Origin of the sequence: Nocardia ignorata NBRC 108230 (assembly GCF_001612905.1) — a bacterium.
In the GTDB taxonomy this organism is placed as follows: domain Bacteria; phylum Actinomycetota; class Actinomycetes; order Mycobacteriales; family Mycobacteriaceae; genus Nocardia; species Nocardia ignorata.
This window is the reverse complement of the sequence record NZ_BDBI01000046.1, coordinates 59025-70005: the sequence shown is the minus strand read 5'-3', so window position 1 is coordinate 70005 and position 10981 is coordinate 59025. Positions and strand designations below refer to the sequence as shown.

General features: G+C 69.2%; 11 protein-coding genes. 4 read left to right on the top strand and 7 right to left on the bottom strand.

Features of this window, described 5'->3' with window-relative positions:
* Positions 1-517 precede the first annotated feature (517 nt).
* From priA to hisF, 3 genes are read left to right on the top strand one after another with little or no spacing between them, the layout of a single operon-like run.
* A complete protein-coding gene (gene priA, locus NI2_RS30660) occupies positions 518-1249 on the top strand; it encodes a bifunctional 1-(5-phosphoribosyl)-5-((5-phosphoribosylamino)methylideneamino)imidazole-4-carboxamide isomerase/phosphoribosylanthranilate isomerase PriA (RefSeq protein ID WP_067498184.1) in 732 nt (243 codons plus the stop codon).
* 7 nt (positions 1250-1256) lie between these two features.
* The gene (locus NI2_RS30655; protein ID WP_067498181.1) at positions 1257-2078 is read left to right on the top strand and encodes an inositol monophosphatase family protein; all 822 of its coding nucleotides are present in this window, start codon (positions 1257-1259) and stop codon (positions 2076-2078) included.
* Positions 2079-2083: 5 nt separating this feature from the next.
* Positions 2084-2878 carry an imidazole glycerol phosphate synthase subunit HisF gene (gene hisF, locus NI2_RS30650; protein WP_067498179.1) on the top strand — a complete coding sequence of 265 codons (795 nt, stop codon included), beginning with the start codon at positions 2084-2086 and terminating at the stop codon, positions 2876-2878.
* A gap of 36 nt (positions 2879-2914) precedes the next feature.
* On the opposite strand, the gene NI2_RS30645 is transcribed toward hisF, so the two are convergent.
* The 7 genes from NI2_RS30645 to NI2_RS30615 form a co-directional block, all read right to left on the bottom strand.
* A complete protein-coding gene (locus tag NI2_RS30645; RefSeq protein WP_067498176.1) occupies positions 2915-4072 on the bottom strand; it encodes an acyl-CoA dehydrogenase family protein in 1158 nt (385 codons plus the stop codon).
* A gap of 86 nt (positions 4073-4158) precedes the next feature.
* Positions 4159-4905: a DUF8020 domain-containing protein gene (locus NI2_RS30640; RefSeq protein WP_067498173.1), complete on the bottom strand. Its 747-nt coding sequence runs from the start codon at positions 4903-4905 to the stop codon at positions 4159-4161.
* Positions 4906-4952: 47 nt separating this feature from the next.
* Positions 4953-6203, bottom strand: coding sequence for an ABC transporter substrate-binding protein (locus tag NI2_RS30635; protein WP_067498170.1), 1251 nt, complete (start codon positions 6201-6203; stop codon positions 4953-4955).
* Positions 6193-7233, bottom strand: coding sequence for a branched-chain amino acid ABC transporter permease (locus NI2_RS30630; RefSeq protein WP_067498168.1), 1041 nt, complete (start codon positions 7231-7233; stop codon positions 6193-6195). Before NI2_RS30630 ends, NI2_RS30635 begins: the two co-directional genes overlap by 11 nt.
* On the bottom strand, positions 7230-8108 hold the full coding sequence (locus NI2_RS30625) for a branched-chain amino acid ABC transporter permease (RefSeq protein WP_067498166.1): 879 nt from the start codon (positions 8106-8108) through the stop codon (positions 7230-7232). Before NI2_RS30625 ends, NI2_RS30630 begins: the two co-directional genes overlap by 4 nt.
* Complete coding sequence (locus NI2_RS30620) at positions 8105-8830, bottom strand: ABC transporter ATP-binding protein (RefSeq protein WP_067498164.1); 726 nt, start codon at positions 8828-8830, stop codon at positions 8105-8107. Before NI2_RS30620 ends, NI2_RS30625 begins: the two co-directional genes overlap by 4 nt.
* A complete protein-coding gene (locus NI2_RS30615; RefSeq protein ID WP_067498161.1) occupies positions 8827-9585 on the bottom strand; it encodes an ABC transporter ATP-binding protein in 759 nt (252 codons plus the stop codon). Before NI2_RS30615 ends, NI2_RS30620 begins: the two co-directional genes overlap by 4 nt.
* A gap of 132 nt (positions 9586-9717) precedes the next feature.
* Here NI2_RS30615 and NI2_RS30610 point away from each other — a divergent pair, with 132 nt between their 5' ends.
* Positions 9718-10980 (top strand): PucR family transcriptional regulator, encoded by a 1263-nt coding sequence (locus tag NI2_RS30610; protein WP_067498158.1) that lies wholly within the window; start codon positions 9718-9720, stop codon positions 10978-10980.
* The last annotated feature ends 1 nt before the right edge of the window (position 10981 follow it).

Below are 10981 nucleotides of genomic sequence, written 5' to 3'. Positions count from 1 at the left end.
GGCCGAGCCGGTGGCACCGAGGGCGGCGGAACCGGTGGCGGCGGCGGCCGAGCCGGTGAAGGCGTTGGCGGCGGCGGCGGGACCGAGCACGGCGATGGCGAGGGCACCGGCAACAGCGAGGGTCTTGCGAGTCATGAGATTTCCTTTCGGTGCCTGCAATCACAGGCTGGTAACGCAAAGGGGAGGTGCGGCGATGAACTCGGTAGGGGTTGGTGTTCCTGCCGACAAAACGAAAAGTTAATCGATGCGGGAAACGAATTGCTAATTGATTCCGCGTGGTGATTATCACCATTAATACTTGGTAAACGGAATGTTTCCGCAGGTCAACCACGTCTGTTCGATCGATCACATAAGGTCTGGCGCATAGCTGGCTAATGGCCTTCGGAAATCGGGCAAACTTGTGGCACATGACCTGGCGCGCGATTCCGGCATGCGGCCGCAGCGACTGGAGTGACGCGGAGCGCACCCGCCAGGACCGTTGCGGGCCCACGGAGCAAGACCTACTAGTCTGATCGGCGTGAGTCTTGTGCTGTTGCCCGCGGTCGATGTCGCCAATGGGGAGGCCGTGCGCCTCGTACAGGGGGAGGCCGGTAGCGAAACCGGGTACGGGTCGCCCCGCGACGCCGCCCTCGCGTGGCAGGAGGCCGGTGCCGAATGGGTGCACCTGGTCGACCTCGACGCGGCCTTCGGCAAGGGCAGCAACCGTGAACTGATCGCCCAGGTGATCGGCGAACTCGACGTGAAGGTCGAGCTGTCCGGCGGTATCCGCGACGACGACTCGCTGCAGGCGGCCCTGGCCACCGGCTGCGCGCGCGTGAACATCGGCACCGCGGCGATCGAGAACCCGCAGTGGTGTGCCCGCGTACTCGGTGAGTACGGCGACCGGATCGCGGTCGGGCTCGACGTCAAGCAGATCGACGGCGAATGGCGGCTGCGCGGCCGCGGCTGGGTGACCGACGGCGGCGACCTCTGGGAGGTCCTCGAGCGCCTCGAACGCGACGGATGCGCACGCTATGTGGTCACCGACGTCTCCAAGGACGGCACGCTCACCGGCCCCAACCTCGAACTCCTCAGCCAGGTGGCCAATGCCGCCGAGGCGCCCGTCGTGGCCTCCGGCGGCATCTCGGTGCTCGACGATCTCGTCGCCATCGCCGGCCTCACCGACGAGGGTGTCGAAGGCGCCATCATCGGCAAGGCATTGTACGCGGGCCGGTTCACGCTGCCCGAAGCCCTGGCCGCGGTGCGCTGACCTCGCCATGACCACCGCGCCGAGCACCGCCGAACTCACCGACCTGCTGGCCGTCGCCACCCAGGTGCTGGACGGGGTGGTGCCGCGCTATCTCGAGGGTGTCGGCGCGCCGAGCGCGGTGGCCAAGGGCCGCAACGACTTCGCCACCGAACTCGACCTCGAACTGGAACGCACCATCTCCGCCGAGTTGCGGCAGCGCACCGGAATCGCGGTGCACGGTGAGGAATTCGGCGGGCCGGAGCTGACGTCGGGCACGGCCTGGGTGCTCGACCCGATCGACGGCACCTTCAATTACTCGGTGGGACATCCCATGTCGGGCATCCTGCTCGCCCTGGTGCACGAGGGTGAACCGGTGATCGGGGCGACCTGGCTGCCCGGGCTGGGCCGCCGGTACGCCGCCGTCCGCGGCGGTCCGGTGTATCTCGACGGGGTGGCGTTGCCGCCGCTGGCGCCCGGCAAACTCGGCGAGGCCATGATCGGTTTCGGCGCGTTCAACCTGGATTCGGCCGGCCGCATCCCGGGCCAGTTCCGGTTCGACCTGCTCGGCGCGCTGAGCCGGTTGTCCTCCCGGGTCCGCATGCACGGCGCCACCGGAATCGACCTGGCGTTCACGGCCTCCGGTGTGCTCGGCGGCGCGGTGGTGTTCGGTCACCATCCGTGGGACAACGCCGCCGGGGTCGCGCTGGTGCGGGCCGCCGGCGGGGTGGTCACCGATCTGGCGGGCGAGCCGTGGACCATCACCTCCGGCTCGGTGCTCGCCGCCGCACCCGGTGTGCACGAAGAACTCCTTGACATGATCTGCGCGGTCAGCGACGAAGAACGAGGTTGAACACGATGGGTACCAGCACACAGCAGAGCACGCTGGCCGTCCGCGTGATCCCCTGTCTCGATGTGGACGCGGGCCGGGTGGTCAAGGGCGTGAACTTCCAGAACCTGCGCGACGCGGGTGATCCGGTGGAACTGGCCGCCACCTACGACGCCCAGGGCGCCGACGAACTCACCTTCCTCGACGTGACGGCCTCCACCGGCGACCGGGCGACCATGCTCGACGTGGTGACCCGCACCGCCGAACAGATCTTCATCCCGCTCACCGTCGGTGGCGGGGTGCGCACGGTCGAGGACGTGGACCGCCTGCTGCGCGCCGGTGCCGACAAGGTTTCGGTGAACACCGCCGCCATCGCCCGCCCCGAGGTGCTCTCGGAGATGTCGCAGCGCTTCGGTTCCCAATGCATCGTGCTCTCGGTCGACGCCCGCACCGTGCCCGACGGGCAGCCCGACACCCCGTCCGGCTGGGAGGTCACCACCCACGGCGGCAAGCGCGGTACCGGTATCGATGCCGTCGAATGGGCTGTGCGCGGCGCCGAACTCGGCGTCGGCGAGATCCTGCTCAACTCCATGGACGCCGACGGCACCAAGGCGGGCTTCGACCTGCCGATGATCGCCGCCGTCCGCGCCGCCGTGCACGTTCCGGTGATCGCCAGCGGCGGTGCGGGCGCGGTGGAACACTTTCCGCCCGCCGTCCACGCGGGCGCCGACGCGGTGCTCGCCGCCAGCGTCTTCCACTTCGGCGACCTCACCATCGCCCAGGTCAAAGATGCCATGCGCGCAGACGGCATCACCGTCCGCTGACCCGGCGCCGACCCTCGGCGGTCTCCGTCGTCGGTGCTACAGACCCATGTCCGTGGCGATGACGGTGCGCAGGGTGTCGGAGGTGTCGCCGCCTTGGAGGCGATTCACGCGGTGGTCGGCGTAGAGGCGGGCGATGGGCGAGTCGGTGAGATAGCCCGCGCCGCCGTGTAGTTGGAGGCAGCGGTCGATGACCCGGGTCGCGGTCTCGGTGGCGAAGAGCTCGGCGGAGGCGGCGTGGGCCGGGTCGAGTGCGGCGCTGTCGTGGGCGGCGAGCGCGCGATCGATCACGGCCTCGATCGCATCCACCTCGGCTCGGCAGCCCGCCAGTTCGAACTTGCTGTGCTGGACGGCGGCGACGGGGCGCGCGACCGGAAGCCGGTCGCGGGTGTGGTCGCGGGCGAAGCGGATGGCCGCCTTGGCCCGGGCGTAGGCGCCGAGCGCGATATTCAGTCGCTGCTGCGGCAGTTGGGCGGCCAGGTGCGCGGCGGCTCGGTGTGGGTCGCCGAGCAGGTCGGTGGCGGGGACTCGCACATCGGTGAAGGTGAGTTCGGCGGTGCCACCGACCTTGCGGCCCCACGTGTCCAGGCGCCTGCCCACCAGGAAACCGGCCGCGCTCGTATCGACCACCAACAGCGAAAGACCATAGGACGGGTCGTCGGGCCGCGGCGGTGCGGTGCGGGCGCACACGATGACCCGATCGGCGTGCACCCCACCGATGACATAGGTCTTCGAACCGTTCAGCACATAGCTGCCCTCGGCGGTCAGTGGCGCGGTGGTGCGCATCCCCTCCGGTTCGGTGCCCGTGCCCGGCTCGGCCACCGCGAGGGCTAACATCGTGTCGCCGCTGACGATCCCCGGCAGCCACCTGGCCTGCTGCGCCGGGGTGGCCAGCGCGGTGATCAACGGCAGGCAGCGGCCCAGGTGCGCGCCTGCCCCACCGAAGGAGACAGCGGCCCTGGCGATCTCCTCGGCGAGCACGCCACGATAGGCCAGCGAGTCACGCCCGGCACCACCGAACTCCACCGGCACCTCGAGACCGAAGACCCCCAGGTCCCCGAGCCGGTAATAGAATTCGCGCGGCACGAGACCGTCCTGGTACCAGCGACCGAAGCTCGGGACGACCTCGGCTTCGATGAAGGCGCGGATCGTGGCCCGGAAGGCGACCAGTTCGGCGTCGAAAACTGTTCTGCGCATCAGCGATTCCCCTGTTGTCGGCGCGCCTGTGCGCACGGGCCGGGCCGCGAACACCCCCGTGTTCGCGGCCCGGCAGCGGACGAGATCTACTTCGCGGGCGCGGGTACCGCGGGGTCCTTGCAGTAGGCGCCCAGCTCGGCCGGGCACGGCGCGAGGATGGTGGAGAAGTACTGGTAGGCGGCGAACAAGGCCAGCGGACCACCGACGGTGACCAGCCCGACCATCCCGCCCACCGCGCCGAGCGTGGCCGCGCCGAGCACACATCCCGCCACGGTGGCGCCCACCCACGGCACGAGCAGCACGATCACCGGGCTGGCGATCGTCGCACCGGCCGCACCGCCGACCAGACAGCCCACCCCGCCGCCGACCACGGCGCCGATGATGGCGGCCACCGCGCTGCCGATGGTGAGCCGCTGGGCGAGCACACCGAGCGCGGATTGGTCACGGGGGGTGAAGGATTCGGTGATCTGCTGCACCGCGGCATCCTGGCTGATGACGTTCGTGGCCGCCTCGGCCGGTGTGCCGCCGTCACGTGATGGTGTGAGGGTGGCGCGGTCACCGTCGATCGTCGCCGCGATCGGGAAGACCTTGTCGTCCATCCGGTACGACAGCGGCAGCGCCGCGACGGGCACATCGGCCTCGGTGGTGAGCACGAGCTGACCGTCGACGACCTGCAGTTTGCCGTCGTTCGTCGACAGCACGGCCGCGTCGCCCTGCCTGCTGATCTCGTAGTGGACCTCGGTCTGGGTCGGCTCGGCGTGGGCGTTCGCACTGCCGACGCACAGGGCGAGCGCCGTCATGGCGGCCGTCGCGAGCGTGGTTGACATCTTCATGGTGATCCTCATCGATCGTGGGTGAACTTGTGCCTCGCGGCACGGGACTACTTGCCGGAGGTATCGATCAGGCCCTCGGTCAGCGACCAGTGCTCGCCGGCGAAGGTCTGGATGCCGACCGCCTCGAGCGGGAAGCCGTCGCCCGCACCGGTTTTCATGCTGATACCGGGCAGCATCAGGTCGGCGGAGACGTTGTCGAGCGAGCGCATCGCATCGCGCAGGCCCTCCCTGGTCGGGCACTTCGCCGCTTCGAGGGTCTTGTGGAAGCTCTGCGCCATCGCCCAGCCGGCCATCGCGTGCTGGTTCTCGGTGTCGGCGCCGGGCGCGTACTGGGTGAGTTCGGTCTTGAACGTCTGCATACCGGGGTCGGTGGCCCAGCGCGGATCGGCGGGGTCCTTGAGGAACGCCGCGCTCACCGTGCCCTGGATATTCGGCAGGCCGACCGGGCGCAGGGTCGCCATGGTGTTGGAGACCTGGGTGAGCACGTGCAGCGGGTTCCAGTCGGTGTTGCGCACGTCGGCGGCCAGCGCCTGGGAGGCGAACTTCGGCGTCGAGAAGTTCAGCATCACATCGGCTTTGGAGTTGGCCAGGTTGCGGACCTGCGCGTCGACGGTGGGGTCGGTGACCTCGAAGCTCTGCTCGGCGACCACCTTCACCCCGCTGCCTTCGGCGCCTTCGCGGAACGCGGCGAGCAGGTCCTTGCCGAAGTCGTCGTTCTGGTACAGCACCGCGACGGTCGCGGTGGGGCGCTGCTTCTTCACGTACTCGGCGTAGGCGAGGCCCTCGGTGCGGTAGCTGGGTTGCCAGCCGATGGTCCACGGGTTGTCCTCGGACCCGAACTTCGTGGCGCCCGTGGCGACGAACACCTGCGGCACCTTGCGCTGGCCCAGGTAGTCGGTCACCGCCGAGGAGGTGGCGGTGCCGAGGGTCTGGAAGACCGCGAACACCTGGTCCTGTTCGACCAGTCGGCGGGTCTCCTCGACAGTCTTGGGCGGCTGGTAGCCGTCGTCGCGGACGAGGTATTCCACCTGGCGTCCACCGATGCCGCCCTTCTCGGCGTTGACGTAGTCGAAGTAGGCCTTGATGCCCTTGGGCACCTCGCCGTAGGCCGAGGCCGGACCCGACAGCGGGTACACGCCGCCGAGCTTGATGGTGCTGTCGGTGATGCCGGTGGTCTGCTGACCTCGGCAATCGCCTTCGCCGACGGTCCCGGTGTCGGCGTTGCGGCCACCGCACGCGGTGAGCGTGGCGACCAGTGCGGCGGCCACCCCGAGACACTGGATTGTCCTAGTGCGCATGAGTTCTCCCTTTCCGGACGCGTTGTCCGAGCCAGTGCGCCCATCGGGTGGCCAGACCGGCCAGTCCCTGAGGTGCGAGGTACATGACCGCGATGATCAGCAGTCCGAAGATGACGCCGGGTGCGGCCTGGTTGACGTCTTGCGCCAAGCTCGGCACGAACATCACGAACAGCCCGCCGAGCACCGGCCCCCAGGTGGTGCCGAGTCCGCCGACGACGAGCCCGGCCAGCAGGGTGATCGACAGGGTGAGCGCGAACGAGTCGGGGGAGACGAAGGCGATCACCCAGGTGTAGACGCAGCCCGCGACGCCGGCCAGCAGCGCGCTCCAGGCGAAGGCCAGGGTCTTGTAGTGCGCCAGGTTCACCCCGAGCACCTCGGCGGCGGTCTCGTTGTCGCGCACCGCGTGCAGGGCGCGACCGACTTTGGAACGCAGCATCCCGGCGACCAGCACGAAGCTCAGCACGGTGACGGCCAGCGCGAGGAAGTACAGCCACTGGTCCTCGGCGAGCCCGGTCCAGGCAGGCGGCACCGGCTTGTCGACGCCGAGCCCCATCGAGCCGCCAGTGAGTCCGTCGAACCGTTTCAGCAACGGGACCAGGAAGATCGCGATCGACAGGGTGACCAGTGCGAGATACAGCCCGCGCAGGCGCAACGCCGGGATCCCGAGCGCGAACCCGAGCACGAAGGTGATCACCGCCGCCAACGGGATCGTCGCCGAATACGGTGTGTCCCACCGGTGCATCGCGATCGCGGCGGTGTAGGCGCCGATCGCGAAGAACGCGCCGTGGCCGAGCGAGATCTGGCCGGTGTGACCGACGAGCAGGTTCAGCCCGAGCAGGGTGACCGCGTAGATCATGGCCATCGCCAGCTGGAAGGTGTGGAATGGCACCAGCTGGAACGGTGCGGCACACGCGAGCAGGAGTACCGCGACCGTGCAGACCAGCGGAAGCCGGGGGACACGGATTCCCGGACGTGCCGGTTCCGCCTGGGGTGCTACAGGATTCGCTGCCGAGATTTTCACGTCACTCATACCCGTTCCACCGCCGCGTGTCCGAACAGACCTTGGGGGCGAACCAACAGCACGCCCAGGATGATCACCAGCGGCACACCGATCTTGAGTTCGGTGCCGATCGCGTCGACGTAGGCGCCGGTGAGGGTTTCGGCGACGCCGACGATCAGACCGCCCGCCACCGCGCCGCCGGGGGAGTCGAACCCGCCGAGCGTCGCCGCCGCGAAGGCGTAGATCAGGACGCCGCTCATCATGTTGGGATCGAGGAACAGCAGCGGCGCCGACAGCACGCCCGACACCGACCCGACCAGCGCCGCGAGTCCCCACCCCAGCGAGAGCACGGTGCCGACCCGGATGCCGACGAGCCTGGCGGACTGCGGATTACACGCCACCGCCCGCATCGCCAACCCGATCGCGGTGTAGCGGAACAGCAGATACAGCAGGGCCATCACCAGTCCGACGACGGCGAAGATGCCCAGACTGCCGTACCCCACACTGACATCGGCCACGCGCAATGCGCCGTCCGGGAAGGGATTCGGGAAGGACTTCACCTGGTAGGACCAGATCCAGCCCGCTGCCGCGTGCACCGTGAAGAACAAACCGACCGTGACGATCACCAGGGTGATCTCCGATTTGCCTTCGACCGGCCGGATCACCACCCGCTCGATCACCATGCCCGCGAGGAACGAGATCACCAGCGTGAGGACGAGTGCCGCCCAGAAGGGCATCACCTGACTCAGCTGCCAGGCCAGGAATGCCGAGAACATGGCCAGCTCGCCCTGGGCGAAGTTGGCCACCCCGGTGAACCGGTAGATCAGGACCAGGGCCAGCGCCAGCCCCGCGTAGATCGCGCCCGCCGAGAGCCCCTCGACGAGCTGCTGTACGAATTCGGTCACGGCCGCACCCGGTATCCGAGGTAGGAGCGGACGACCTGCTCGTCTGCTTTGATCTCGGCGGCGCTGCCGGACAGGACGATCCGGCCCGTCTCGAGCACATGTGCCTGATGGGCGACACCCAGCGCGAGGTGGGCGTTCTGTTCGACGACTATCACGGTGGTGCGTTCCTCTGCGTTGATGGTGTGCACGATCCCGAACAGCTCCTGGGTGACCAGCGGGGAAAGCCCGAGCGAGGGTTCGTCCAGCAGCAGCAGTCGTGGGCGCAGCATCAGCGCCCGGCCGATGGCGAGCATCTGCTGTTGACCGCCGGACAGCCCGCCCGCCGGGTCGCGCTGCTTGTCGCGCAGGATCGGGAAGTAGTCGAAGACGCGGCGCACGTCGGACTCGACGCCCGCGCGGTCGCGTCGTGAGTAGGCGCCGAGGCGCAGGTTCTCCTCCACCGTGAGCGGGGCGAAGGTGCCGCGGCCCTCGGGCACGTGGGCGACCCCGAGCCGGGCCATCGCCTCGGGTGCCCGTCCGGCCACCTCGTCACCGTTCAAGCGCAGGGCGCCACGCACTTTCACCATGCCGCACAGCGCGCGCAACAGGGTGGTCTTGCCCGCGCCGTTGGGGCCGAGGATGGCGCACACTTCGCCTTCGGCGACCGAAAAGCTCACGCCGTGCAGCACTTTCGCCGCGCCGTACCCCGCGTACAGGTCGGTGACGGTCAGGAATTCGCTCATGAGGCAGCCCCCAGATAGGCGCGGACGACAGCCGGATCGCTCTGCACCGCTTCGGGTTCGCCCTCGGCGATCACCTGCCCGAACTCGAGGCAGACCACCCGGTCACAGGTGTTCATCACGAATCCCATGTGGTGTTCGACGACGACAACGGTGAGGTCGAGCTCGGCCTGCAGGGCACGAAGACGTTCGGCGAACTCGTCGACCTCGCCGTGGCTCAGCCCGTTCACCGGCTCGTCGAGCAGCAGCAGCCGGGGCCGCACCGCCAGGGCGCGCGCCAATTCGATCCGTTTGAGCGTGCCGAAGGGCAGCCCGGCGGCGGGGTGGTCGGCGACGGCGGTGAGGTCGAGTCGCTCGAGCAGTTCGTCGGCGTCGGCGCGCAGTCGTCGTTCCTCCCGGCCGACCCACGGCATCCGCAGCCCCGCCGAGACGAATCCGCCGCGCGTGCGGTGATGGGTGCCGACGAGCACGTTGTCGCGCACCGACATCCGGGCGAACAGGCCGAGGTTCTGGAAGGTGCGGGCGATGCCGAGGCCGGCCAGCGCATCGGGGCGAACCGAGGTCAGGTCGGTGTCGAGGTAGCGCAAGGTGCCGGAGGTGGGACGGTTGCGCCGGGTGAGGCAGTTGAACAGGGTGGTCTTGCCCGCGCCGTTGGGCCCGATCAGACCGACCATCTCGCCCGCGGCGACCGTGAACCCCACATCCTGCAGGGCGGTGATCCCGCCGAAGCGCACCGTCAGGTGGGTTATGTCGAGCATGCGAGGAACACTAAGAGCGCTGGTCAACACCCACATCGGACGTTGTGGACCAAGTTTTCGGCCACGCCTCGTCCGCTGCGGACAGTGTGATCTGGTTGACACTTCGAACGCGGCGCTGCAAACTCCCCGGACATGTCAGCTGGATCACAACTGCTCGGCTACTCCGACCCGGTGCACGCCGAGCGCGCCCGGATCGTCGGGTGCGCCTACGAGCACGCCGACGAGATCGCCGACGATGTGATGGCCAAGCTGCGCGTCGAACTGCCCGGCTACGGCACCGCCGACCCGGGGTTCCTCGCCGACGTGCACGACCAGTTGGCCCGGCTCAGCCGCACCGGGCTCGGTGCCCTGCTCGAACACAAACGAGTCACCCCGGCCGACGTCTCCTACGCCAGGCAGGCCGCCGCCCGCCGCGCCCGCTGCGGGCTGCCGCTGGTCGACTACATCGCCGCGTTCCGGCTGGGTCAGCGCGCGATCTGGAAATCGCTGCTCGCCCACGCGGGCGACACCGACGCGGGACGTGAGGCGGTGTTGTCGTTGGCCGGACCGCTGGCCCGCTACACCGACCTGATCAGCACCCAGGCCACCGACGCCTACCTGGAATTCCAGCAGTACGTCACCGCGGAATCGAGCCGCGACGGCCAGGCACTCATGGATTCCCTGCTCGACGGTGCTCTGCCCGCGAGCGGACCGCACCTGTCCGTGGCCACCGCGCACGGGATCGGCGCCGAACGGGCCGCGCCGCTGGTGGTCGTCACCGCGATGGTTCTCGATCCCGCGCCGACGGCCGACTCCCTGTGTGAGACGAGGCAAGTGGTGTCGGCCGCGCTGGCACGCACCGGTGTCAACGGGTTGCGCACCCTGTCGGTGGTGCGCGATACCGAGATCGTGGCGATCCCGGCGCTGCGACCCGACGGGTCGGCCGAGCAACTGTGCGAACGACTGCGGGCGCTGCGTGAACAACTCGCCGCCGACGGTGTGGCCTTGGCCGTCGGAGTGAGCACCTCGGTCACCGAGGTCGGCCAGATCCCCCGGGCGCACCGCCAGGCCAGGGCCGCCCTCGCCCTGCTCCCCGAGGACGGTGGCGTGCTCGCGCTGCCGCAGATGACGCCGTTCCGGTACCTGCTGCTGCGCGCCGACGACACCACCCGTCAGCTCGTCGACCCCCGCGTCGGCGCCGCCCTCGCCGACGACCGCGCCCGGGGCGGCACCCTCGCCGACACCGTCCGCGCGTTCGCCGCCGCCGACATGAACCTGCGCGAAGCCGCCGACGCCCTGCACATCCACCTCAACACCGCCAAGTATCGGCTGGGCCGCATCCAGGAACTCACCGGACGCAATGTGCGCAGCGTCAACGACCTCGTCGAACTGCTGGTGGCGATCGAGCTGTTATAAA

Coding starts and splice junctions, on each gene's coding strand:
- NI2_RS30620 (WP_067498164.1), bottom strand. CDS start 8,830: ATGAGCGAATTCCTGACCGTCACCGACCTGTACGCGGGGTACGGCGCG.
- hisF (WP_067498179.1), top strand. CDS start 2,084: ATGGGTACCAGCACACAGCAGAGCACGCTGGCCGTCCGCGTGATCCCC.
- NI2_RS30630 (WP_067498168.1), bottom strand. CDS start 7,233: ATGAGTGACGTGAAAATCTCGGCAGCGAATCCTGTAGCACCCCAGGCG.
- NI2_RS30635 (WP_067498170.1), bottom strand. CDS start 6,203: ATGCGCACTAGGACAATCCAGTGTCTCGGGGTGGCCGCCGCACTGGTC.
- NI2_RS30615 (WP_067498161.1), bottom strand. CDS start 9,585: ATGCTCGACATAACCCACCTGACGGTGCGCTTCGGCGGGATCACCGCC.
- NI2_RS30610 (WP_067498158.1), top strand. CDS start 9,718: ATGTCAGCTGGATCACAACTGCTCGGCTACTCCGACCCGGTGCACGCC.
- NI2_RS30640 (WP_067498173.1), bottom strand. CDS start 4,905: ATGAAGATGTCAACCACGCTCGCGACGGCCGCCATGACGGCGCTCGCC.
- NI2_RS30655 (WP_067498181.1), top strand. CDS start 1,257: ATGACCACCGCGCCGAGCACCGCCGAACTCACCGACCTGCTGGCCGTC.
- NI2_RS30645 (WP_067498176.1), bottom strand. CDS start 4,072: ATGCGCAGAACAGTTTTCGACGCCGAACTGGTCGCCTTCCGGGCCACG.